This is a genomic window from Variovorax sp. P2_H12 (genome assembly GCF_056403395.1).
Window position 1 is genome coordinate 1 of sequence record NZ_JBFUFO010000029.1, and the last position, 21,846, is coordinate 21,846.

Annotated in this window: 21 protein-coding genes; 13 read left to right on the plus strand and 8 right to left on the minus strand. The window is 67.5% G+C overall.

Features of this window, described 5'->3' with window-relative positions; all coding sequences use genetic code 11:
- Positions 1 to 215 precede the first annotated feature (215 nt).
- The 6 genes from AC1DYK_RS21905 to purT form a co-directional block, all read right to left on the minus strand.
- On the minus strand, positions 216 to 1,028 hold the full coding sequence (locus tag AC1DYK_RS21905) for an ABC transporter ATP-binding protein (RefSeq protein ID WP_478090746.1): 813 nt from the start codon (positions 1,026 to 1,028) through the stop codon (positions 216 to 218).
- The gene (locus AC1DYK_RS21910) at positions 1,025 to 2,101 is read right to left on the minus strand and encodes a branched-chain amino acid ABC transporter permease (RefSeq protein WP_478168236.1); all 1,077 of its coding nucleotides are present in this window, start codon (positions 2,099 to 2,101) and stop codon (positions 1,025 to 1,027) included. The genes AC1DYK_RS21905 and AC1DYK_RS21910 overlap by 4 nt, the downstream gene beginning before the upstream one ends.
- Positions 2,102 to 2,117: 16 nt before the next feature.
- The gene (locus tag AC1DYK_RS21915; protein ID WP_478090748.1) at positions 2,118 to 2,993 is read right to left on the minus strand and encodes a branched-chain amino acid ABC transporter permease; all 876 of its coding nucleotides are present in this window, start codon (positions 2,991 to 2,993) and stop codon (positions 2,118 to 2,120) included.
- A 98-nt stretch (positions 2,994 to 3,091) separates the two neighbouring features.
- Entirely contained in the window at positions 3,092 to 3,835 is a 744-nt protein-coding gene (locus AC1DYK_RS21920) for a helix-turn-helix domain-containing protein (RefSeq protein ID WP_478168401.1), read from the minus strand.
- 165 nt (positions 3,836 to 4,000) lie between these two features.
- The gene (locus AC1DYK_RS21925; RefSeq protein ID WP_478168237.1) at positions 4,001 to 4,948 is read right to left on the minus strand and encodes an alpha/beta hydrolase; all 948 of its coding nucleotides are present in this window, start codon (positions 4,946 to 4,948) and stop codon (positions 4,001 to 4,003) included.
- Between the two features lie 23 nt (positions 4,949 to 4,971).
- Positions 4,972 to 6,186, minus strand: a complete 1,215-nt coding sequence (gene purT, locus AC1DYK_RS21930; RefSeq protein WP_478168238.1) for a formate-dependent phosphoribosylglycinamide formyltransferase — start codon at positions 6,184 to 6,186, stop codon at positions 4,972 to 4,974.
- A gap of 175 nt (positions 6,187 to 6,361) precedes the next feature.
- On the opposite strand from purT, the gene AC1DYK_RS21935 reads away from it, so the two are divergent.
- The 6 genes from AC1DYK_RS21935 (at position 6,362) to AC1DYK_RS21960 (ending at position 11,738) form a co-directional block, all read left to right on the plus strand.
- Positions 6,362 to 7,210, plus strand: coding sequence for a 3-hydroxybutyryl-CoA dehydrogenase (locus tag AC1DYK_RS21935; protein ID WP_478168239.1), 849 nt, complete (start codon positions 6,362 to 6,364; stop codon positions 7,208 to 7,210).
- Between the two features lie 134 nt (positions 7,211 to 7,344).
- Positions 7,345 to 8,160, plus strand: coding sequence for a crotonase/enoyl-CoA hydratase family protein (locus tag AC1DYK_RS21940; RefSeq protein ID WP_478168240.1), 816 nt, complete (start codon positions 7,345 to 7,347; stop codon positions 8,158 to 8,160).
- A 22-nt stretch (positions 8,161 to 8,182) separates the two neighbouring features.
- Positions 8,183 to 9,379 (plus strand): serine hydrolase domain-containing protein, encoded by a 1,197-nt coding sequence (locus AC1DYK_RS21945; protein ID WP_478168241.1) that lies wholly within the window; start codon positions 8,183 to 8,185, stop codon positions 9,377 to 9,379.
- 203 nt (positions 9,380 to 9,582) lie between these two features.
- Positions 9,583 to 10,038, plus strand: a complete 456-nt coding sequence (locus AC1DYK_RS21950; RefSeq protein WP_478168242.1) for a MarR family winged helix-turn-helix transcriptional regulator — start codon at positions 9,583 to 9,585, stop codon at positions 10,036 to 10,038.
- A gap of 56 nt (positions 10,039 to 10,094) precedes the next feature.
- Positions 10,095 to 10,520 (plus strand): organic hydroperoxide resistance protein, encoded by a 426-nt coding sequence (locus AC1DYK_RS21955; RefSeq protein ID WP_478168243.1) that lies wholly within the window; start codon positions 10,095 to 10,097, stop codon positions 10,518 to 10,520.
- A 114-nt stretch (positions 10,521 to 10,634) separates the two neighbouring features.
- On the plus strand, positions 10,635 to 11,738 hold the full coding sequence (locus AC1DYK_RS21960) for a DUF2855 family protein (RefSeq protein ID WP_478168244.1): 1,104 nt from the start codon (positions 10,635 to 10,637) through the stop codon (positions 11,736 to 11,738).
- Between the two features lie 33 nt (positions 11,739 to 11,771).
- Here the strand turns inward: AC1DYK_RS21960 and dhaL are convergent, their stop codons facing one another.
- Positions 11,772 to 13,532, minus strand: coding sequence for a dihydroxyacetone kinase subunit DhaL (gene dhaL, locus AC1DYK_RS21965; RefSeq protein WP_478168245.1), 1,761 nt, complete (start codon positions 13,530 to 13,532; stop codon positions 11,772 to 11,774).
- 285 nt (positions 13,533 to 13,817) lie between these two features.
- On the opposite strand from dhaL, the gene AC1DYK_RS21970 reads away from it, so the two are divergent.
- The 7 genes from AC1DYK_RS21970 to AC1DYK_RS22000 are packed head-to-tail and all read left to right on the plus strand — an operon-like array spanning position 13,818 to position 20,730.
- A complete protein-coding gene (locus AC1DYK_RS21970) occupies positions 13,818 to 14,324 on the plus strand; it encodes an RpiB/LacA/LacB family sugar-phosphate isomerase (protein ID WP_478168246.1) in 507 nt (168 codons plus the stop codon).
- A gap of 12 nt (positions 14,325 to 14,336) precedes the next feature.
- Positions 14,337 to 15,815 carry a sugar ABC transporter ATP-binding protein gene (locus AC1DYK_RS21975; RefSeq protein WP_478168247.1) on the plus strand — a complete coding sequence of 493 codons (1,479 nt, stop codon included), beginning with the start codon at positions 14,337 to 14,339 and terminating at the stop codon, positions 15,813 to 15,815.
- Positions 15,815 to 16,801 carry an ABC transporter permease gene (locus AC1DYK_RS21980; RefSeq protein ID WP_478168248.1) on the plus strand — a complete coding sequence of 329 codons (987 nt, stop codon included), beginning with the start codon at positions 15,815 to 15,817 and terminating at the stop codon, positions 16,799 to 16,801. Before AC1DYK_RS21975 ends, AC1DYK_RS21980 begins: the two co-directional genes overlap by 1 nt.
- Before the next feature lie 25 nt (positions 16,802 to 16,826).
- Positions 16,827 to 17,825, plus strand: a complete 999-nt coding sequence (locus AC1DYK_RS21985) for a substrate-binding domain-containing protein (RefSeq protein WP_478168249.1) — start codon at positions 16,827 to 16,829, stop codon at positions 17,823 to 17,825.
- Positions 17,822 to 18,610 (plus strand): GolD/DthD family dehydrogenase, encoded by a 789-nt coding sequence (locus AC1DYK_RS21990; protein ID WP_478168250.1) that lies wholly within the window; start codon positions 17,822 to 17,824, stop codon positions 18,608 to 18,610. The genes AC1DYK_RS21985 and AC1DYK_RS21990 overlap by 4 nt, the downstream gene beginning before the upstream one ends.
- A 25-nt stretch (positions 18,611 to 18,635) precedes the next feature.
- Entirely contained in the window at positions 18,636 to 19,730 is a 1,095-nt protein-coding gene (locus AC1DYK_RS21995) for an alcohol dehydrogenase catalytic domain-containing protein (RefSeq protein WP_478168251.1), read from the plus strand.
- Between the two features lie 43 nt (positions 19,731 to 19,773).
- Entirely contained in the window at positions 19,774 to 20,730 is a 957-nt protein-coding gene (locus tag AC1DYK_RS22000) for a sugar-binding transcriptional regulator (protein ID WP_478168252.1), read from the plus strand.
- 19 nt (positions 20,731 to 20,749) lie between these two features.
- Here AC1DYK_RS22000 and AC1DYK_RS22005 read toward each other — a convergent pair whose 3' ends face one another.
- On the minus strand, positions 20,750 to 21,733 hold the full coding sequence (locus AC1DYK_RS22005; RefSeq protein WP_478168253.1) for an ABC transporter substrate-binding protein: 984 nt from the start codon (positions 21,731 to 21,733) through the stop codon (positions 20,750 to 20,752).
- Between the last annotated feature and the right edge of the window lie 113 nt (positions 21,734 to 21,846).

Sequence of the window (21,846 nt, forward strand, 5' to 3'; positions counted from 1 at the left end):
ATGCGGTGCGGGACGGGCGATCCCCTCTGCGCCGCTGAGCAGCGCAGCCTTTCGCGGATCAGGGCTCGCGACTGTCTGAGCCGAAGGCGAGTTTGAGCGAGACCCCGCGAAAGGCGAGCAGCGCAAGGCAGCCCGAAGGGCCGGCGCAGAGGGGTCGCTCGGCCCGTACCGCGTGCCGGGCGCGCTTCCAACGCCAACGAAAGACAACGAGAACATCAAGCCACCCTCCGCAAGCTGCTCACGTCATCGACAGTCCCGAGGTACGCCTCGATCACCCGCGCATCCGACTGCACCTGCGAAGGCGTCCCCGAAGCCAGCGCCTCCCCCATGTTCATCGCCAGCACCCGATCCGACACCTTCGACACCAGCGACATGTCGTGCTCCACCATCAGCACCGAGATGCCAAGCTCTTGCTGGATGTCCTGGATCCAGAACGCCATGTCGGCGGTCTCCTCCACGTTCAATCCGGACGACGGTTCGTCCAGCAGCAGCAGCTTGGGCTCGGTGCACAGCGCCCGCGCCAGCTCCACCACCTTGCGCACGCCATAGGGCAGCCCCGCGACCATCGAATCGCGGTGATGCTGCAGGTCGAGCAAGTCGATCACCTGCTCGGCCTTCTCGCGCGCCTGGATCTCGGCGCGGCGCGTGGCGGGGGTGAAGAACAGCTCGCTCCAGAAGCCGGTCTGGCGGTGCGTGTGGCGACCGATCAGCAGGTTGTGCAGCACGGTCGCGTGCTCGAACAGCTCGATGTTCTGGAAGGTGCGCGCAATGCCGAGCGCCGCGATCTCGTGCGGCGCCTGCTGCGTCAGCGCCAGCGGTTCGGCGCCACCGTGCCAGACGATCTCGCCGGTGGTCGGCGTGTAGATGCGGCTGATCAGGTTGAACACCGTGGTCTTGCCCGCGCCATTCGGACCGATCAGCGTGAAGACCTCGCCCCGCCGGACCTCGAAGCTGACCTTGTTGACCGCCAGCACGCCGCCGAAGCGCACGCTCAGGTCCTTGGCGGAAAGCAGGATGTCGGCGCTCATCTCAAGCGGTCCGATTTGGTGAACGACTTCTGCCGCTTGAAGAGGCCACGGCGATAGAACGGGAACAGCTGCAGCCAGGTGCGCACCTTGAGCCAGCGCCCGTAGAGGCCGAGCGGCTCGAACAGGACGAAGGCGATCAGCACCAGGCCGTAGACCAGGCCCTGCAGGCCCGGCGCCTGGCCGATGGCGGGGGGCAGCCAGTCCTTGGCCGATGCGATCAGCTGCGGCATCGCGATCAGGAAGATCGCGCCCAGGAAGGCGCCGTGCACCGAACCGAGGCCGCCGATCACCACCAGCAGCAGCAGGTCGATGGACTGCAGGATGTTGAACTGGTCCGGCGCGATGAAGCTCAGCTTGTGGGCGTACAGCGCGCCGCCGAGTCCGGCCAGCGCGGCCGAGATCGCGAAAGACATCGTCTTGTAGCGCGCCAGGTGGATGCCCATGCTCTGGGCCGAGATCTCGGAATCCCGGATCGCGACGAAGGCGCGGCCGGTGGCCGAGCGCAACAGGTTCAGGATCGCCAGCGTGCACAGCACGGCGATGACCAGGCACACCAGGTAGAAGCTCTCGCTCGAGTTCAGCTCCCAGCCGAGCAGGCTGGCCGACTTCACGTGCAGCCCCGAGTTGCCGCCGGTGACGCTCTCCCAGCGCGCGAACACCTCCTCGACGATGAAGCCGAAGGCCAGCGTCGCGATGCCGAGGTAGATGCCCTTCACGCGCAGCGCCGGCAGCGCCACCACCACGCCGACCGCGGCCGACAGCGCCGCGGCGGCAACCAGCGCGATCGGGAACGGCACCCCCATGTTGCTCAACACCGCCTGCGTGTAGGCCCCGGTGCCGAGGAAGGCCGCGTGCCCGATCGAGAACTGTCCGGTGAAGCCGGCCAGCAGCATCAGGCCGAGGCCGACGATGCCGTAGATCAGCACGAAGGTCAGCTGTGCCAGCCAGTACTCGGGCACCACCCACGGCGCCGCGATCAGCGCCACGCCGAGAAGGCTGTACCAGAACACCTGGCCGCCATGCTTGGCGAGATCGATGTCCTGGGCGTAGCTGGTCTTGAAGATGAAGCGCATGGGAAGTGATCGACCTTCAGACTTTCTTGCGCAGCTTCTCGCCGAACAGGCCATTGGGTTTGACCATCAGCATCACCAGCACCACGATGTACGGCGCCGTGTCCTTGAAGCCGTCGGGCAGGTAGAAGCCCGCGAAGGACTCGACGATGCCGATCACCAGCCCGCCGACGATCGCGCCCGGCAGGCTGCCGAAGCCGCCCACCACCGCGGCCGGGAAGGCCTTGAGGCCGATGAAGCCCATGTTGGCGTGCACGAAGGTGATCGGCGCCAGCAGCATGCCGGCGATCGCCGCCACCGCCGCGGCCAGCCCCCACACCAGGCCGTTGAGCCGCTTGACCGGGATGCCCATGTAGTAGGCCGCCAGCTGGTTCTGCGACGAGGCCTGCATCGCGATGCCGAGCTTGCTGTAGCGGAACATCGCGAACAGCAGGCCGCACAGCACCGCGGTGGCGACGATGATGGCCAGCTGCTCGAGGTTGACCACCAGCTCGCCCAGCTTCCAGATCTGGTCCTTGTAGGGCACCGGCAGCGTGTGGGTGTCGGTGCCGATGCCCGGGATCATCGTGACCAGCCCGCGCGCCACGTAGCCGATGCCGATCGTCAGCATCACGATCGAGAACTGCGGCTGGCCCAGGATCGGCCGGATCACCACCAGCTCGAGCAGCACGCCGAAGGCGACCATGGCGGCCACCGCCAGCAGCGCCGCGAGCCAGAACGGCAGCCCGAACAGCGACATGCCGGCGAAGGCGCAGAAGGCGCCGACCATCATCAGCTCGCCCTGCGCGAAGCTCACGGTCTCGGTGGCCTTGTAGATCAGCACGAAGCCCAGCGCGATCAGGCCGTAGATGCAGCCTTGAGCGATGCCTGAGAGCAGGAGCTGGAGTATTTGCAAGAGGGGGTCTCGTCCGGGTTTCGCGGTTTATAGCGGGGACTCGTGCGCGCGACGCAGAGGGTTGTCCCGCATCAGCGCCTCGCGGGCGGTCGCGCGCCTCATTGGTGCACGGCGAGCCGCCGCGATCCCGCGAGGATGTCGCTGGGTCGCAGGCCGTACACCTGGCGGATCGAATGGCTGAAATGGGTCGAGTCCGGATAGCCGGTGTCGAGCGCGATGTCGGTCAGCGTGGCGCTCTGCCGCACGTGGCGCAGCAGGCTGCGGGCGCGCTTCCAGGCCCGGAAGGCGCGGAAGGTCAGGCCGGTCTCCTGCTTGAAGAGGTGCAGGAAGCGCGAGAAAGAGAGCTTGACGGCGGCCGCGCATTCGTCGGCCGAGGTCGGCGCCGCGGGATCGGCGTTGATGCGCTCGATCACCCTGCGGATGCGCGCATCGAGCGGCCGCGGCGCGAGCGGGCCGCCGAAGAAGAGCGCGTCGAAGTCGAAGCGATCGAAGCTCTCGCGCCCCGAGGCTTCGGCCAGCTGCGCATGCACGTCGCGCACCCGCCGCACGAAGGCCGGCGCTTCCACCGGGCCGCAGCGCTGCAGGAAGTCCGGCATCTGCGCCGGATCGACGAATTCGGATTCGATCAGCAGGCTGAGGATGGTCCGGTGTTCGGTCTCCACCTGGTGCGGCACCTGCGGCGGCACCACGATCAGCTCGCCGCTCTGCCAGGCACCGCCGCCGATGCGGATGCGCAGCGGTGCGCCGGTGGGCGAGAGGTAGATGCCGTGGCCGCCCATGGTGCGTTCCGTCGCCGCGCCCAGAAGCCCGGCGTAGAAGACGCGCTGCGGTGTGATCCACATGAGGCGCTCGTCGCGGTGCTCGCCGCGCGGCGCATGCTTCGGTTGCCTGCTGACCAATGCCGTCTCCTCCGCTCGGCGACGGACGGCCCGGTGGCCGGCGTCGCCATCGGCTGATCGTAGCGGGGGACGCCGGCCCGGTGCCGGCGATTGCGCGGGGACTTTCCCTTAGCCTCGAGGCTCGAGCGCTCGGCGCAGCTCGGCCGCGCACATCGAAACGGCGGCATTGGCCTCGTCGAGCAGCCGGCCCATGGTGATGAAGCCATGGATCTGGCGCTCGAAGCAGACGTAGCTGGTGCGGTTGCCGGCGGCGCTGAGCGCCCGCGCGTAGTCCAGGCCCTCGTCGCGCAGCGGGTCGTAGCCCGCGGTCAGCACCAGGGCCGGCGGCAGGCCGGCGAGGTCCTCGCGCAGCAGCGGCGAGGCGCGCCAGTCGAGGTCGTGCGCCGCATCGGTGATGTACTGGTCGTGGAAATAGCGGATGGTGTCGCTGGTCAGCAGGTAGCCCTGGCCGTTGCTGGTGTGCGACGGATGGACGCAGCGCATGTCGGTGGCCGGATAGATCAGCAGCTGGAAAGCGACAGGCAGGTCGCCGGCATCGCGCGCCGCGATCGCGACGACGGCCGCCAGGTTGCCGCCTGCGCTGTCGCCGCCGACCGCGAGCCGAGCGGGATCGATGCCGAGCGCGGCGGCTTCCCGGCGAACCCAGCGCGTGGCCGCAAGCACATCGTCGACCGCCGCCGGAAAGCGGTACTCCGGGCCCATGCGGTAGTCGACCGCCACCACCGCGCAGCCCGACAGGTTGCAGAGCTCGCGGCACAGCGTGTCGTGGGTGTCGAGGTCGCCGATGGTCCAGCCGCCGCCGTGGTAGTACACGAGCACCGGCAGCACGCTGGCGGCAGCGGAGCCTCGCGGCCGGTAGAGCCGCATCGGGATCGGTCCGTGCGGCCCGTCGGCCTGCAGCTCCCGCACCTCGGCCACCTCGCCGGGCTCGGGCTGCGTGATGGCGCGCCGCTCGCGGTAGAACTTGCGCGCGTCGGCCGGCGTCAGCGTGTGCGTCGGCGGCACGCCGCGCTGCTCGAGGAGGTCGATGAAGGCCTTGGCTTGGGGATGCAGCATCAGTGGCTCCGAGGTTGAAGGAATCAGGCTTGGCGCGGCTTCACGCGCGACGCGGCTTCGCGGGCGTTGCGGCGCGCCGTGTCGACATCCGACGCGTGCGCCAGCGCCACGCCCATGCGCCGCTTCGTGAAACTCTCGGGCTTGCCGAACAGGCGCAGGTCGACGCCCGGCACCGCGAGCGCCTCGGCCACGCCGTCGAAGACGATGCCGGCGGCGTCGACGCCGCCGTAGACCACGGCGCTGGCGCCCGGGCTCTTGAGCGTGGTGTCCACCGGCAGCCCGAGGATCGCGCGGGCATGCAGCTCGAACTCGTTCTGCCACTGCGTCGCCATGGTCACCATGCCGGTGTCGTGCGGCCGCGGACTGACCTCGCTGAACCAGACCTGGTCGCCCTTCACGAACAGCTCGACGCCGAACAGCCCCTGGCCGCCGAGGTCGGCCGTCACGGCCTGCGCGATCTGCTGCGCCCGCTGCAAGGCGGCCGGCGCCATCGGATGCGGCTGCCAGCTCTCGACATAGTCGCCGCTCACCTGCAGGTGGCCGATCGGCTCGCAGAACTGCGTCTGCACGGTGCCGGTGCCGTCGAGCGCGCGCACCGTCAGCAGCGTGATCTCGTAGTCGAAGTCGATGAAGCCTTCGACGATCACCCGGCCGTGGCTGACGCGGCCGCCGGCCATCGCGTAGTCCCAGGCCTTCTCCACACCGGCCGGGCCGTCGATCTTGCTCTGGCCCTTGCCGGAACTGCTCATCACGGGCTTGACGACGCACGGGTAGCCGATCGCCTCCCCGTTGGCGCCGTCGATCGCCGCCTGCAGCTCGGCCAGCGAATCGCAGAACCTGTAGGGGCTGGTCGGCACGCCCAGCGTCTCGGCGGCCAGGCGGCGGATGCCCTCGCGGTCCATCGTGAGCCGGGCCGCCCGCGCGGTCGGGATCACGCGCACCACGCCGGCGTCCTCCAGCTGCTGCAGCATCGGCGTGGCGATGGCCTCGATCTCGGGCACCACGAGCTGCGGCTTCTCGGCCTCGATCAGCGCCTTCAGCTGGGCCGGGTCGCTCATGGTGATGGTGCGGGCGTGGTGCGCCACCTGCTGGCCGGGCGCGTTCTCGTAGCGGTCGACCGCGATGGTCTCGACGCCGAGGCGCTGCAGGGCGATCAGCACCTCCTTGCCGAGCTCGCCGGAGCCGAGCAGCATCACGCGGGTGGCGCAGGGGGACAGGGGCGTGCCGAGGGTGGTCATGGGTGCGGGTCCGTAGCTGAGGGAGTGAACGCGGCACTTTAAATCACTCGCGCGGCCTGCGGCGCTGTCACGGACGGGAACCCGGTCGGCCGCGCTCTGTTCCACAATCCCGGTCACGGTTCCTGCCCCGGGCGGGACCCTCCCCTTTCATTTTTCTGTTCAAGGAGTATTTCTCATGGCTATCCAGACCGTCGGCATCATTGGCGCGGGCACGATGGGCAACGGCATCGCCCAGGCCTGCGCGGTCGCGGGCGTCAACGTCGTCATGGTCGACATCGCGCAGGCCGCGGTGGACAAGGGTGTCGCCACCGTGGCCGGCAGCCTCGACCGACTGATCAAGAAGGACAAGCTCACGCCGGCCCAGAAGGACGCTGCCCTGGCGCTGATCAAGGGCTCGACGAACTACGACGACCTGAAGTCGGCCCAGCTGGTGATCGAGGCCGCGACCGAGAACCACGAACTCAAGCTCAAGATCCTCAAGCAGGTCGACGCGTTGCTGCCGCCCGAGGTGATCATCGCGTCGAACACCTCCTCGATCTCGATCACCCAGCTGGCCGCCACCACCTCGCGCGCCGACCGCTTCATCGGCATGCACTTCTTCAACCCGGTGCCGATGATGGCGCTGGTCGAGATCATCCGCGGCTACCTGACCAGCGACGCCACCCACGACGCGGTCAAGGCGCTGGCCGAGAAGCTCGGCAAGTCGCCGATCACGGTGAAGAACGCGCCGGGCTTCGTGGTCAACCGGATCCTGGTGCCGATGATCAACGAGGCCTTCTTCGTGCTGGCCGAGGGCCTGGCGACCGCCGAGGACATCGACGCCGGCATGAAGCTGGGCTGCAACCAGCCGATCGGCCCGCTGGCGCTGGCCGACATGATCGGGCTGGACGTCTGCCTGGCGGTGATGGAGGTCTACCTGGAGCAGTTCGGAGACTCGAAGTACCGCCCGTGCCCGCTGCTGAAGGAAATGGTGGCGGCCGGACAGCTGGGACGCAAGACCAAGCGCGGCGTGTACATGTACTGACCCCCAGGTTGGCTCACTTCGTGTAGCCGCCCCCCCTTCCAGGGGGCGCCGCCCTTCGGCCCGGCGAAGCCGGTTCCGAGGCGGCCCCCGAAGGGGAAGCGCCGGACCCGCAATGCCATCACAAAAGGAGACCCATGACCGCGACACCCAGCAATCCGCCCACCGAAGGCTGCATCGACACCCAGGTGCTCGACCACGTGCTGCTGATCGGCATCAACCGCCCCGCCAAGCGCAACGGCTGGACACCGGCCATGTTCCGGCAGCTGGCCGAGGCCTACACCCGGCTCGACGACGATCCGGCGCTGCGCGTGGGCGTGCTGCACGCCTTCGGCGATCACTTCACGGCCGGGCTCGACCTGCCGGCCGTGACCGAGTTCATGAAGCGCGGCGAGAAGGCGGTGCCGCCGGGTCTGGTCGAGCCGCACGACTTCGGCACGCCCGGCTATCGCCGCCGCAGCAAGCCGATGGTGGTCGCGGTCAAGGGCATCTGCTTCACCGTGGGGATCGAGCTGATGCTGGGCGCCGACATCGTGATCGCGGCCGACAACTGCCGCTTTTCGCAGATGGAAGTGCAGCGCGGCATCATGGCCACGGGAGGCGCGACCCTGCGCATGGCGGAGCGCGCCGGCCTGGGCAACGCCATGCTGCATCTGCTGACGGCCGACGAGTTCGGCAGCGCCGAGGCATTCCGGCTCAACTTCGTCCAGAAGGTGGTGCCGGCCGGCCACGAGCTCGACGAGGCGCTGGCCGTGGCGCAACGCATCGCCGCGCAGGCGCCGCTGGCCGTGGTGGCGACGCGGCGAAACGTGGTCAAGGCGATCGAAGAGGGGCCGCTGGCTGCCATGGCGGAGTTCATCGAGACGCAGAAGCAGCTCGCGAACAGCGAGGATGCCGCCGAGGGCGTGCGCTCTTTCATCGAGCGCCGGCCGGCGCGTTTCAGTGGCCGTTGATGAACTTCACAGGAGCTTTCCGATGCCTTCGTCTTTCCGTTTCGCACCTGCGGCGCTTGCCGTCGCCTTCAGCCTGACCGCCATGAGCGCCCTTCACGCCCAGACCGCCGCGGCCCCTGCGGCGCCCGCATTGCCCGATCCGGCAGCCACTTCGGTCGGCACTCTCGGCTGGATGCAGGGCTTCCCGCCGGCGGCCGACAAGCAGATCACCTTCGACAACCCGGCGGGCGGCGTCTACCCGCGCACCCGCTGGTCCTACTCGCACGTGCGCGAGACCGTGCCCACCGCCAACGTCTGGCGCGGCAGCGGGCTGCCGAGCCCGCAGCCGGCGACGCCGCGCGCTCAGCGGCCGCACCTCGGGATGTCGGTCACCAAATCCTTCGTCGGCACCCTTGCGGCCATCCTGGTCGCCGAAGGCAAGCTCGACCCGTCGGCGCCGGTCACCCAGTACCTGCCCGAACTCAAGGGCACGGCCTACGGCGACGCCACGGTGCGCCAGGTCATGGACATGACCATCGGCGTGCACTACTCCGAGAACTACGCCGATGCCAAGGCCGAGGTCTGGGACTATGCGCGCGCCGGCGGCATGCTCTCCCGGGGCCCGAACTACACCGGCCCCAAGTCCTTCTACGAGTTCCTCGTGACGCTCAAGAAGGAGGGCGCCCACGACGAAGCCTTCGCCTACAAGACGGTCAACGCCGAGGTGCTGGCCTGGATCCTGCGCCGGGCCAGCAACCAGTCGCTGGCCGATCTCATGAGCGAGAAGATCTGGCGCCGCATCGGCGCCGAGCAGGACGCCTACTTCATGGTCGACCGCATCGGCACCGAATCGGGCGGCGGCGGCCTCAACACCACGCTGCGCGACCTGGCGCGCTTCGGCGAGACGATGCGCAACGGCGGCCGCGCGCCCAACGGGCAGCAGGCAATCCCCAAGGCGGCCGTGGCCGACATCACGCGCGGCGGCGACCCGGCCAAGTTCGCGAAAGCCGGCTACACGCTGCTGCCTAACTGGTCGTACCGGAACATGTGGTGGATCACGAACAACCCGAACGGCGCCTTCATGGCGCGCGGCATCCACGGCCAGAGCATCTACGTCGATCCGAAGGCCGAAATGGTGATCGTGCGCTATGCGGCGCATCCGGTAGCCGCCAACGGCGCCAACGATCCGCTGACCCTGCCCGCCTTCCAGGCCGTGGCCGAGGCGCTGATGCAGCCTTGAACTTGGCCCCCACGCTCCCTCACTTCGTGTGGTCGCTGCCCCCCGAGGGGGCTGCAGGCCGCCTTGGGGCGGCCCGGCGCCGGCCTGAACTGGCCCCCACGCTCCCTCACTTCGTGTGGTCGCTGCCCCCCGAGGGGGCCGCAGGCCGCCTTGGAGATTTATTTATATTGCACACAATTTAATTGCTCGCTACAATTCGCTCCATGCCCTCCGCGCCGCTCTCCGCCGACGACCTGCTGAAGCTGGACAACCAGCTCTGCTTCGCGATGTATTCCGCCTCGCTCGCGATGACGCGGCTGTACAAGCCGCTGCTCGAGAAGCTCGGCCTCACCTATCCGCAGTACCTCGTGCTGCTGGTGCTGTGGGAGCGCGACGGCCTCACGGTGTCCGAACTCGGCGAGCGGCTGTCGCTCGACTCGGGCACGCTGACGCCGCTGCTCAAGCGACTCGAGGCCAACGGCCTGGTGGCCCGCATCCGCGACGTGGCCGATGAACGCCGCGTGCATGTGAGCCTCACGGCCGCGGGCCGCAGGCTCAAGGCACGCGCCGCCCAGGTGCCCGGCTGCCTGATGGCGGCCTCGGAATGCTCGGTGCCCGAACTCGTCGCACTCACGCAGCAGATCCAGTCCTTGCGCGACCGCATAAAAAACGCCGCCTGAGGCTCCCGCTTTCGTTCCGTTTCCCTCCCTCCCACCACCCCAGCAAAGGAATCACCATGACCACCAAGCTCGACAAGGTTCTCTACACGGCGCAAGCCCACACCATCGGCGGCCGCGATGGCGCCGGCAAATCCAGCGACGGCGCGATCGACGTCAAGCTCAGCTCGCCCGGCTCGGGCAAGCCCGGCACCAACCCCGAGCAGCTGTTCGCGGTCGGCTACGCCGCCTGCTTCATCGGCGCCATGAAGGCCGTGGGCCCGAAGATCAGCGTCAAGGTGCCGGACGACGTGGCGATCGATTCCAACGTCTCGCTCGGCCCGATCAACGAAGGCAAGGCCTACGGCATCGCGGTCAAGCTCGCGATCACGCTGCCGGGCCTTGACGCCGCGCAGAAGCAACTGCTGGTCGACACCGCGCACCAGGTCTGCCCGTACTCGAACGCCACGCGCGGCAACATCGACGTCGAACTCTCGATCGTCTGATCGGCAGCGGCGAGCGCCACGCCAGCCGTCGAAGCCCGGCAAGGAGTCGCCCGAGCGACCCGTTGCCGGGCTTTTTCTCGTGCGTTCGGCAAACCTCTGCGCTAAGGTTCCCCGATGAGCACCACCACCCTGCTGGTCCGCAAGGACGACCTTTCCTCCACCCGCCTGCAGACCGCCGCCGACGCGCGGCTGGCCGACGGGCAGGTCCGCGTGCGCATCGAGCGCTTCGCGCTGACCTCGAACAACATCACCTACGCCGCCTTCGGCGAAGCGATGAGCTACTGGCAGTTCTTCCCGAGCGGCGAAGAAGGCTGGGGCATCATCCCGGTATGGGGCTTCGCGAGCGTGTCGCACTCGCTGCATCCGGGCGTGGCGGTGGGCGAAAGGCTCTACGGCTACTTCCCGATGGCCTCGGCCGCGGTGCTGACACCCGAGCGCCTCTCGCCCGATCGGCTCAGCGACGGCGCGGCGCATCGCAGCGCCCTGCCCGTGGTCTACAACCAGTACCAGCGCACGCGTTCCGACCCGCTCTACACGGCCGACACCGAAGACCTGCAAGCGCTGCTGCGGCCGCTCTTCATCACCTCGTGGCTGATCGACGACTTCCTCGACGACAACGATTTCTTCGGCGCGCGACCGGGTGCCGCGCTGCTGTCCAGCGCGTCGAGCAAGACCGCCTACGGCACGGCCTTCCAGCTGAAGCAGCGCAAGGGCATCGAGGTCATCGGCCTGACCTCGGCCGCCAACCGGGCGTTCTGCGAAAGCCTGGGCTGCTACGACCGCGTGCTGGCCTACGAGGAACTCGACCAGGTCGCCGCCGACACGCCCTGCGTCTACGTGGACTTCGCGGGCAACGCAAGCCTGCGGCGCGAGATCCACACGCGCTTCGGGAATTTGAAGCACAGCGCGTCGATCGGCGGCACCCATGTCGACCAGCTGGCGGCCAGCGGCGCGGGCAAGACCCTGCCCGGACCGCGCGCCACGCTGTTCTTCGCGCCGGCGCAGATCAGGAAGCGCATCGGCGACTGGGGCGGCGAGGTGTTCGGACAGCGGATGGTCGAAGCCTGGCAGGCGTTCGCTGCCCGGGCGGCGAATCCACGCACGCCCTGGCTGCGCGTCGAGCACCATGCGGGCGGCGCGGCAGTGCAGGCGGCCTATGCGGGGGTGCTGGCGGGGCGAGGGGATCCGCGGGTGGGGCACATCCTGTCGCTTTCCTGAACTCATTCGAACGCACCTCAGCTGCCGCGGCGCTCAACCCTCCGCGAGCCGCCGCTGCACCGAGGCTGCCAGCGTCTGCAGAATCAGGCAGCAACTGGTCGCCCCCGCGTCCAACACGCCGATCGATCGTGCGCCCAGGCGCGCAGCGCGTCCCACCTTCGCCTGCAGCGACTTCGTCGAATCCCTGCCGGCGGCGGCGCCTGCGCTCATCGCGCGCAGCGCGGCTGCGAAATCCGCGCCGCCGGCCAGCGTCGCGCGATAGGCTTCGAGCGCCGGCACGAGCGTGTCGATCAGCGTCTTGTCGCCCACCTTGGCATGGCCCACGCGCTGCACCCCGAGAACTCCGGCCGACAAGGCGTCACCGAACAACGCGGCGTCCAACTGCGAATGGGGCGCCAAGGTGGCGGCCATTTCACCGAAGAAACTGCCGTAGAGCGGGCCCATCGATCCGCCGATGTCATCGCGCAATGCCTGAGCGAGCTGGTCGAGCGCAGCCGGAAGCTCGTTCGCCTGTGGGCCGAGCGCATCGAGCCGCGCAGCGCAGTGGCCGAAGCCCTTGGCCATGTTGACGCCATGATCCCCATCGCCGATCAAGCCGTCGATCTCGCTCAGGTGCTGGCGGTTGGCGATCACCGCATCGATCAGGTCGCGCACCCATCCGCCCGATCGGGCAAGCGTCAATGCGGCCCCCACCACAGCCCGTGGCACTGCAGCAGCGATCGCGCCAGTTTCGGACGCAGCCAATGACGCCATCGAGTTCGCATAGGCGCGGCCCGTCGACATGCTTCCAGCGACAGTCAACGCGACGCTGCTGCATGGGTAGCTCAGGCAGGCTTCGAGTTCTTCGTCCAGCTTCATCAAGGTCAGTGTCACGCCCATCATCTCGAGCGAGGTGAACAGGTTGCCTACGCGATTGAATGCGATCGCGATGCCGTGGGCCTCGAGCCGTCGTGCCACCTCTCCGTAGAGGATGTACGACTCCATCACGGGCGTGGCGCCCAACCCGGAGACCAGGACGGCCACACGGTCGCCGGCCCCGAACGGCAAGTCGGGCAGTACTGCGCCGAGCATCATCTCGGCCATCTCGGCGGCCGAGACCGTGGGACGCACGGCGATGCCGGGCTCGCCATGATGGCCGATGCCGACCTCCATCGTTCCATGCTCGACGATGAAATTGGCCTTGCCGACCGCCGGAATGACGCAGGCCGAGAGCCCGACACCCACGCTGCGGGTGTTCGAGATCGCCTTCTGGGCGGCGGCGATCACCTCCGCCAGCGCCCCGCCCATGGCGGCTTTGGCAGCACCGACCTTCCACATCAGGATTTCGCCCGCCACGCCCCGGCGCTTGGCCTCGTCACCGCGCGGCGCGGACGCGACGTCGTCGTTCGCGGTGACGGTTCGAACCGTGATGCCTTCTCGCGCGGCCAGCTCGACGGCCATCTTCACGTTCATGTTGTCGCCGGCGTAGTTGCCATAAAGACAGGCCACGCCGGCGCCCCCGTCCGCGCCACGTATTGCATCAAGGAAGCTCCTGGCCGTTGGCGACGAGAAGATTTCCCCAATGGCGACCGCGTCGAGCATGCCGTCGCCGACATAGCCGAGGAAAGCCGGCTCATGGCCCGAGCCGCCACCCGTCACCACACCGACCTTTCCCGGCTCTGGCGATTGCCGGCGTTGGACGACCCGCGGGTTGCCGACGCACGCGCGCATCGAACTGCCATGCGCTTGGAGCCAGCCGACGAGCATGTCGTCGACCACCTCGTCCGGACTGTTGATGACGCGGTTCGAAGCCATGTTTTCCCCCTCCACTGCTTGGTCAAGCGGCAGATTCTAGGCAACAGATAGCTCAAATGATCATTTTTTGCTCATTTGATCTTTTGATACGTCAACAAGAAGGTCTTACGTTCTACCAATTTGAGATTTGATGGAGTTTTCAACTGTCAATTTCAGTAAATCCAATCAATATCATGAAAACCCAATAGATCATTCGACCTTTCAATTGACAAATGATCATTTGTGGCAATACTCCCGACCGAAGCGGGCGATCGACTTCCGCTCATGAGGTCAGGGAGAACAAACATGAATGTGGCCATTGGCTGCGACGAAGCAGCTCGCGAACTGAAAACCGTGCTCAAGGACCACCTCCGCGCGCAGGGCCATGCGGTCACGGACTTCGGCACGCACGGCGATGAATCGGCGCTTTACCCGGACATCGGCATCGCGGTCGCCGAAGCCGTGGCGGGCGGAAAGCACGAGCGCGCGGTGCTGCTGTGCGGCACAGGCATCGGGATGGCCATCTCGGCCAACAAGGTCGCCGGCATCCGTGCGGCTCAGGCACACGACACCTACTCGGCGGAGCGTGCCAGCCGCAGCAACGATGCCCAGGTCATCACCATCGGGTCGCGGGTGGTCGGACCGGAACTGGCCAAGGCCATCGTCGACCGCTATCTGGGCGCGCGCTTCGAAGGCGGGCCGTCGAGCGTCAAGCTGGCCGTGATCGCCGCCTACGAGGGACGCAAGGCCCAAGCAACCGGCCGCCCGTCGACCGCGATAGACGAGGGTCAACACGCCGGCAACGACCGCTGAGCTCAGAGCCCCATGAACCCGCCCCTGCTGAAGGCCGAAGGCGTCGCCAAGAGCTTCGGCGGCGTGCCCGCCCTGATCGACGGCCGCCTCACGCTGGAACCGGGCAGCGTCCACGCCCTGTGCGGCGGCAACGGCGCCGGCAAATCGACCTTTCTCAACATCCTCATGGGCATCCTCCAGCGGGACGGCGGCGCCATCCAGGTCAGGAACAAGCTGGTCGACTTCGATGGCCCGGACGACGCCCTGCGTGCGCGGATCTCGATCATCACGCAGGAGCTTTCGCCCATCCCGGGAATGACGGTCGCCGAGAACATCTACCTGGGCCGCGAACCCCGGCGCATCGGCATGGTCATGGACTACCCGCGCATCTTCGCGACCACCGGGCGGTTGCTGGAGCGGCTCGGGTTCGACATCGACCCTCGAGCGCCGATGCACCGCCTGAGCCTGGCGCAGACCCAGCTCGTCGAGATCGCCAAGGCCTTCAGCCGCGACAGCGAGATCATCATCATGGACGAGCCGACCTCGGCCATCGGCGAGCGCGAGACGGAGGTGCTGTTCGATGCCATCCGCAACCTGACGGCCCATGGCGCCGGCATCGTCTACGTCTCTCATCGCCTGTCGGAAATCTTCCGGATCGCCGATCGATACACCGTGTTTCGCGACGGCCGCTTCGTCGAAAGCGGCCTGATCGGCGAGATCGATCGTGGCCACCTGGTCAGCACCATCGTCGGGCGACAACTGAAGCCGGCCGAAAAGGCGCGCCGCGCACCCGGGGCCCCGGTACTTCAAACGATCGCGCTCGGGCGGCGCGGTGAGTTTTCGGACATTTCGCTGACCGTACACAAGAACGAGGTTCTGGGGATCTACGGCCTGATGGGTGCTGGCCGAAGCGAATTCCTCAACTGCATCTACGGCCTGAGTACGCCGGAGCACGGCGAAATCAAGCTGCGCAACAAGACGCTCGCCATCGGCAGCCCCGCCAGGAGCATCGCGGCCGGACTCTCGCTGGTCACCGAGGACCGCAAGGAAACAGGACTCGTCCTGACCAGCTCCATCGCCATGAACATCGCCCTGTCGGCCTATCGGCGCATGACGACCCTCTCGCTGATCAACCACCGCGCCGTCAGGAAACTGGTCGCGGCGATGGCCGAGCGCATGCGGATGAAGACCCGCTCGACGGCGCTGCCGGTCTCGTCCATGAGTGGCGGCAATCAGCAGAAGGTGGTGCTGGCGCGCTGTTTCTCCACCCAGCCGCTGTGCCTGATGTGCGACGAGCCGACACGGGGCATCGACGAAGGCGCCAAGCAGGAGGTCTATCAACTGCTGCACGAATTCGCATTGTCCGGCGGCGCGGTCCTGCTGGTGTCTTCGGAGGCACAGGAAGTCCTGGACGCCAGCGACCGCATCGCGATTTTCAAGGCGGGTTGCCTGGTTGCCGTCGTCGACGCCAGCCGCGCGACCCAAGAGGAACTCCTGCACCTGGCTTCATGATGACGAACAACGCCCTTCACCTGCCCCAAGGCTCCGGCCGTTCCTCGCTGGACCTGCGCGAGCTCTATGGCCGCTACGGCATCCTTGCGGCCCTGCTCGTCGTCTGCATCTCGCTGTCGTTCGCCACAGAGTTCTTCGTGACCTGGGGCAACTGGGCCGACATCCTGCGCCAGACCTCCATCAACGGCATCCTGGCGGTCGGGATGACCTACGTGGTGCTCACCGGCGGCATCGACCTGTCGGTGGGTGCCATCCTGGCCTTCTCGGGGATCGTCAGCGCCTGGCTGGTCGCGAGCGGCGGATCCTACGGCGTGACCGGCAGCGTCCTCGCGGGACTGGGCGTGGGCCTGTTGCTGGGCGCCGTCAACGGCTTGCTGATCGCACGCTTCTCGGTGCCGCCGTTCGTGGCGACCCTGGGCATGCTGAGCGCCGCTCGCGGCTTCACCTACATCTTCAACGACGGCATGCCCGTCTCCGACCTTCCGCCCGGCTTCCTCGCGATCGGCGACGGTCGCCTTGGCGGCGTGCCGTTGCCGATCGTCATCTTCGCGGTCGTCATGGGGGTGTTCTGGTTCGTGCTTCGCTACACGATCTACGGGCGCTACATCTATGCGGTCGGCGGCAACGTGAAGAGCGCCAAGACCAGCGGCATCGGCACGCGCAAAGTCGTGTTCGCGGTCTACGCGGTGAGCGGGTTGCTGGCAGGTCTGGCCGGCATCCTGCTCGCGGCCAGGACCACCGCCGCCCTGCCCCAGGCCGGCATCTCCTACGAACTCGATGCCATCGCCGCCGTGGTCATCGGCGGCACCAGTCTTTCGGGCGGCACCGGATCGCTGGGCGGCACCCTGCTGGGTGCGCTGCTGATCGGCGTCATCAACAACGGCTTGAACCTGCTGGGCGTTTCTTCGTACTACCAGCAGGTGATCAAGGGCGTGATCATCGTCGGCGCCGTGCTGCTCGACACGTCACGCAAGAAGAACACATAGGCAGTTTTTCACACAGGGAGACAACATGACACGACTGAAGAATCTGGCTCTGGCCCTCACTCTGGCGACCTCCGTGGCCGCGCATGCACAAGACAAACCCTTGCGCGTCGGGGCCGCGATCTATGGCCTCAAGGGCGAGTTCATGCAGATGTGGAGCGCACAGCTGAAGGCGCACCCTTCCGTGCAGGACGGCTCCGTGAAGATCACGATCTTCGACGGCAACTACGACGCACTCACGCAGAGCAACCAGTTCGACACGATGATCACGCAAAAATACGATGCGATCATCTTCGTGCCGATCGACCTCAAGGCCGGCGCCGCACCGGTGCAGAAGGCGATCCGGGCCGGCATCCCCGTCGTCGGCTCCAACACCCGCGTCGCCGGCGATGTCCTGACCTCCTACGTCGGCAACGACGACGTCGTCGCCGGCCGCATGGAAGCCGAAACGCTCATGAAGAAGATCGGCGGCAAAGGCAACATCGTCGTCATCGAAGGGCCGATCGGCCAGTCCGCCCAGATCGAGCGCGCCAAGGGCAACGACGAAGTGCTGGCCCGACACCCCGAAGTCAAGGTGCTGGCACGCAAGACCGGCAACTGGTCGCGCGCCGAATCGATGGCGCTGATGGAGAACTGGCTCACGGCGTTCCCCGGAAAGATCGACGGCGTCATCGCGCAGAACGACGACGAAGCGCTGGGGGCCGTGCAGGCGATCAAGTCCAAGGGGATGGACATCCGGAAGATCCCCGTGGTCGGCATCGACGGCATCGCCGCCGCCATCGGTGCAGTGCAGCGCAACGAGATGACGACCAACTTCCAGGACGCCCAGGCCCAGGCGCAGGGCGCGATGGACGTTGCGCTGCGCGCGATCAAGGGACCTTCCTACACACCGCGCTCGACCATCTGGGCCGAGTATGCGCAGCAGATGCCCTGGGGCGACGGTACGGCGAAGTCGTACACGGTGCCCTGGACCGAGATCACGCCGGCCAATGCAGCGCCCTTCCTGAACAAGGTCAAGGCGCCATGACGCGCGAGGACACCGCCGCGAGCTCCCACTGGACCCACGGCTTCGATCTCTCGGGGCAGGTGGCGGTGGTCACCGGCGCCGCCAGCGGCATCGGGCTGGCGGCCGCCGAGCTGCTGTCGCAGTGCGGCGCCCGCCTCGCCCTGCTGGATCTTCGCGGCGAGGTGGCCGGCGTCGCAGCCGACCTCGAAGGCGGTCTCGATCGCCATCTGGCATGCGCTGTCGATCTGGAGGAACCCGCCGCGATCGCCGAGGCGATCGCGCAGGCGCACGACCGCTTCGGTGCCGTCGACATCCTGGTGAACAACGCCGGGGTCGCGCTTCTCGATGAGGCGGAAGACCTTTCCGAATCGGCGTGGGACAGGACGATGGCCATCAACCTGAAGGCCCCCTTTCTGCTCGCGCAGGCGGTCGGGCGCGGCATGAAGCAGAGAGGCTACGGACGCATCATCAACCTGGCCTCGCAGGCCAGCGTGATCGCACTGGACCGCCATGCGGCGTACTGCGCCAGCAAGGCCGCACTGATCGGCCTGACCAAGGTGCTGGCACTCGAGTGGGCCCCGCACGGCATCACCGTCAACGCCATCTCGCCCACGGTGGTCGACACCGACCTGGGCAGGAAGGCATGGGCCGGCGAAACGGGCGCCGCCATGCGAACGCGGATTCCGGTGGGCCGCTTCGCCAGGCCGGACGAGATCGCCGGCGTCATCCTGTTCCTCGCGAGCGACGCCTCGGCCATGGTCACAGGAGAAAACATCATCGTCGATGGCGGCTACACAGCCCAGTGATCGGCACTCCAGGGAGAACGAGACAATGAACTTTCACGACGCGGACATGCTGGCGGTCGTCTGCCATGCGCCCCGGGACTATCGTCTCGAGCGGGTCAAGCGACCGGCGGCCGGCGCCAACGAGGTAGTGATCAAGATCGCCGCCTGCGGCATCTGCGCCAGCGACTGCAAATGCCACTCGGGGGCGGCCCGCTTCTGGGGCGACCCATCAAGGAACAAGCCGGCCTACGTCAAGCCGCCCGTGATACCCGGCCATGAATTCTGGGGCCACGTGGTCGAGATCGGCGCAGGCGCCGAGGCGTTCCACGGCGTCAGGCTCGGCGACCGGGTGATCGCCGAACAGATCGTTCCCTGCACCCGATGCCGCTACTGCAAGACGGGCTTCCGCTGGATGTGCGAGGTGCACGACGTCTACGGCTTCCAGCGGCAAGTGGCGGACGGCGGCATGGCGGACTACATGCGCTTGTCGGCACGCGCCGTGATTCACAAGATCCCCGGGCACATCTCGTTCGAGGATGCCTCCATGACCGAGCCCTTGTCCTGCGCGATCCACGCGGTCAACCGGGCCGACATCCAACTGGACGACGTGGTCGTCATCGCCGGCGCCGGGACGCTCGGCCTGCTGATGGTCCAGGTCGCGCGCCTCAAGACACCGAAGAAGCTGATCGTGATCGACATGATCGACCAGCGCCTCGAATTGGCGCGGGGCTTCGGCGCCGACGTGGTGATCAACCCGGGCCAAGAGGATGCCGAGGCCATCGTTCGCTCGTTGACGGACAGCTACGGCTGCGACGTCTACATCGAATCGACGGGTGCGCCGGCCGGTGTCACGCAGGGCTTGAACATGATCCGCAAGCTCGGTCGCTTCGTCGAGTTCAGTGTCTTCGGGCGCGACACCACGGTCGACTGGTCGATCATCGGCGAGGAGAAGGAGCTCGACCTTCGGGGCGCCCACCTGAGCGGCGACTGCTATCCCGTTGCGATCGACCTGCTCGCCCGCGGCCTCGTCAAGTCCGCGGGCATCGTGACCCACACCTTTGCCTTGTCCGAGTGGGATGCGGCGATCAAGCTCGCGGATTCGACGGACTCCATCAAGGTGCTGCTGAAGCCGGCACCTTGAGCCTGCCGGCGCCGGGCGGGTGGCGCGCTGATATAACCGCTGCATGACGGAAAACGACCTGGCTCAGCTCGCCACGCTGTATTACATCGATGGGCAGACCCAGGAAGAGCTTTCGAAACGCTTCGCGATCTCGCGCGCCACCATCGGCCGCCTGCTGCGCAAGGCGCAGAAGACCGGCATCGTCGAGATCCGCGTGCGTCCGCATGCAGCGCTCACGTCCGACCTGGAAAAGCAGTTGGTCGAGCGCTTCGGCATCCAGCGCGCGCTGATCTCCGTGGACCACAAGGAACCCGAAAGCCAGCGCGCGCTGCTGGCGGGCGTCGTGGCAGGTTACCTCGACCGCATCCTGGTCGACGACAGCGTGGTCGCGGTCGGCATGGGGCGCAACGTCAGCGCGGTCAGCGAACACGCGATCTCGGCGACGCGCCGCAGTTGCGTCTTCGTGAGCGCCATCGGCGGCAGCTACCGGGGTGGCGAGACGATGAACGCCGACCACATCGCGCGGCGGTTGGCGGCGCGTTTCGGCGGCGAATCCGAATCGCTCTACGCGCCCGCGCTGGTCGGGGACCCCGCCGTGCGACAAGCCTTGCTCGAGAACGACACCGTCCGCCACACGCTCGACCGCGCGCGGCGCGCCGACATTGCCGTGATCGGCGTCGGCGACGTGAGCGAGGACAGCAACATGGTCCGCATGGGCTGGTTCTCGGCCCGCGAGATCAGCGACGCCAAGCGCACCGGGACGGTCGGCGACATGATGGGCTACGACTTCATCGACATCCACGGCCGGCCGGCGATGACGCCGATACAGGGGCGGGTCGTGGGGCTCAATCGCAACGACCTGGAACGCATCCCCGACGTGATCGCGATCGTGGCCGAATCGAGCAAGGTCACGGCGATGCTCGGCGCACTGCGCACGCGCACGATCAATACGCTGGCGACCACGGCGAGCAACGCGATGGCGGTCTTGCAGCTGAGCAGCGCGACGCCTGGGGAGAACTGACCGCTCGCGCGTCGAACAATCACTGGATCACCTTGTCCGCCCGGTTCAGAACCGACTGAGGGACCGCGAACCCGAGCCGCTTCGCCGTCTTCAGGTTGATCAGCAATTCGAACTTCGTCGGCTGCTCGATCGGAAGGTCCGCGGGCTTGGCGCCTTTCAGGATCCGGTCGACGTAGCGGGCGCCGTCCTTGCCCTCGGTGCCGTAGCCGGGTCCGTAGGCCATCAGGCAGCCGTTTTCCGCATAGTCGCCCCGCGCGCAGATCGATGGCAACCCATTTTCGATGGCCAGCTCCGCGATCAGCTTCTGGTTTGAATTGGCCACCGGGTTCAGCGTGACCCACACGGCGTTGCTGCGCGCCTGGACGGCTTCCTTGAACGCTGCCGCATAGCGGTCGGCGCTGCCGGCCTCCATCGAATAGAGCTCCAGGCCGAGTTTCTCGGCCGGCAGCCGGCTGGCCTCCCACTGCGGGACGGAGCCGGGCGCCTGGGGGTCCCACAGCACCGCCACACGGGCGATCCTGGGGTTGATTTCCTTGAGAAGCTCCAGCCGCTTGCCGGTGAGGATGGCCGCCACGTTGGTGATGCCCGTGCTGTTTCCGCCGGGCCGCGCAAGGCTCTCGGCCAGCCCGGTGGCGATCGGATCCGTGACGCCCATGAAGACGATGGGCACCGTCGTGGTCGTCTTCCTGGCGGCCTGCGCCGCGTTGGTCGTCACCGTGACCAGCACGTCGATGTCCAGGCGGATCAGCTCGGCCGCCAGGCTGGGGAGCCGCCGCAGATCCTGGCTCTCGTGGCGGTAGTCGATCAGGATGTTCTGCCCTTCGACATAGCCGAGATCCCGCAGCCCTTGCCGAAACGCTTCCAGGCGCGGCGCGTCGGCGCTGGCCGAAACGGCCGCCAGATAACCCACGCGCGCGACCTTCTTCGGCTGCTGGGCCCGGGCCAGGGAACCGGCAACCGCCAGCACGGTGCAAAGAAGAAGCCACAGGATCTTGCTGCGCATCGGACATCTCCTTGTTGCCAGCGTCTGCAGAAGGCGATTTTGCGCCGCTTCCGGCCCGCCGCCTGTGCCTCGTGCGTGGGGTCCGGGTCGGCCGATCGGCCTACGCGCCCGGT

What these genes read in the sequence shown, in the direction of transcription:
- AC1DYK_RS21960 (WP_478168244.1), top strand. Translation starts at nt 10,635, where the DNA reads ATGAGCACCACCACCCTGCTGGTCCGCAAGGACGACCTTTCCTCCACC.
- AC1DYK_RS22000 (WP_478168252.1), top strand. Translation starts at nt 19,774, where the DNA reads ATGACGGAAAACGACCTGGCTCAGCTCGCCACGCTGTATTACATCGAT.
- AC1DYK_RS21980 (WP_478168248.1), top strand. Translation starts at nt 15,815, where the DNA reads ATGACGAACAACGCCCTTCACCTGCCCCAAGGCTCCGGCCGTTCCTCG.
- AC1DYK_RS21940 (WP_478168240.1), top strand. Translation starts at nt 7,345, where the DNA reads ATGACCGCGACACCCAGCAATCCGCCCACCGAAGGCTGCATCGACACC.
- AC1DYK_RS21955 (WP_478168243.1), top strand. Translation starts at nt 10,095, where the DNA reads ATGACCACCAAGCTCGACAAGGTTCTCTACACGGCGCAAGCCCACACC.
- AC1DYK_RS21920 (WP_478168401.1), bottom strand. Translation starts at nt 3,835, where the DNA reads ATGTGGATCACACCGCAGCGCGTCTTCTACGCCGGGCTTCTGGGCGCG.
- AC1DYK_RS21925 (WP_478168237.1), bottom strand. Translation starts at nt 4,948, where the DNA reads ATGCTGCATCCCCAAGCCAAGGCCTTCATCGACCTCCTCGAGCAGCGC.
- AC1DYK_RS21985 (WP_478168249.1), top strand. Translation starts at nt 16,827, where the DNA reads ATGACACGACTGAAGAATCTGGCTCTGGCCCTCACTCTGGCGACCTCC.
- AC1DYK_RS21950 (WP_478168242.1), top strand. Translation starts at nt 9,583, where the DNA reads ATGCCCTCCGCGCCGCTCTCCGCCGACGACCTGCTGAAGCTGGACAAC.
- purT (WP_478168238.1), bottom strand. Translation starts at nt 6,186, where the DNA reads ATGACCACCCTCGGCACGCCCCTGTCCCCCTGCGCCACCCGCGTGATG.
- AC1DYK_RS21990 (WP_478168250.1), top strand. Translation starts at nt 17,822, where the DNA reads ATGACGCGCGAGGACACCGCCGCGAGCTCCCACTGGACCCACGGCTTC.
- AC1DYK_RS21910 (WP_478168236.1), bottom strand. Translation starts at nt 2,101, where the DNA reads ATGCGCTTCATCTTCAAGACCAGCTACGCCCAGGACATCGATCTCGCC.
- dhaL (WP_478168245.1), bottom strand. Translation starts at nt 13,532, where the DNA reads ATGGCTTCGAACCGCGTCATCAACAGTCCGGACGAGGTGGTCGACGAC.
- AC1DYK_RS21995 (WP_478168251.1), top strand. Translation starts at nt 18,636, where the DNA reads ATGAACTTTCACGACGCGGACATGCTGGCGGTCGTCTGCCATGCGCCC.
- AC1DYK_RS22005 (WP_478168253.1), bottom strand. Translation starts at nt 21,733, where the DNA reads ATGCGCAGCAAGATCCTGTGGCTTCTTCTTTGCACCGTGCTGGCGGTT.
- AC1DYK_RS21945 (WP_478168241.1), top strand. Translation starts at nt 8,183, where the DNA reads ATGCCTTCGTCTTTCCGTTTCGCACCTGCGGCGCTTGCCGTCGCCTTC.
- AC1DYK_RS21975 (WP_478168247.1), top strand. Translation starts at nt 14,337, where the DNA reads ATGAACCCGCCCCTGCTGAAGGCCGAAGGCGTCGCCAAGAGCTTCGGC.
- AC1DYK_RS21970 (WP_478168246.1), top strand. Translation starts at nt 13,818, where the DNA reads ATGAATGTGGCCATTGGCTGCGACGAAGCAGCTCGCGAACTGAAAACC.
- AC1DYK_RS21905 (WP_478090746.1), bottom strand. Translation starts at nt 1,028, where the DNA reads ATGAGCGCCGACATCCTGCTTTCCGCCAAGGACCTGAGCGTGCGCTTC.
- AC1DYK_RS21935 (WP_478168239.1), top strand. Translation starts at nt 6,362, where the DNA reads ATGGCTATCCAGACCGTCGGCATCATTGGCGCGGGCACGATGGGCAAC.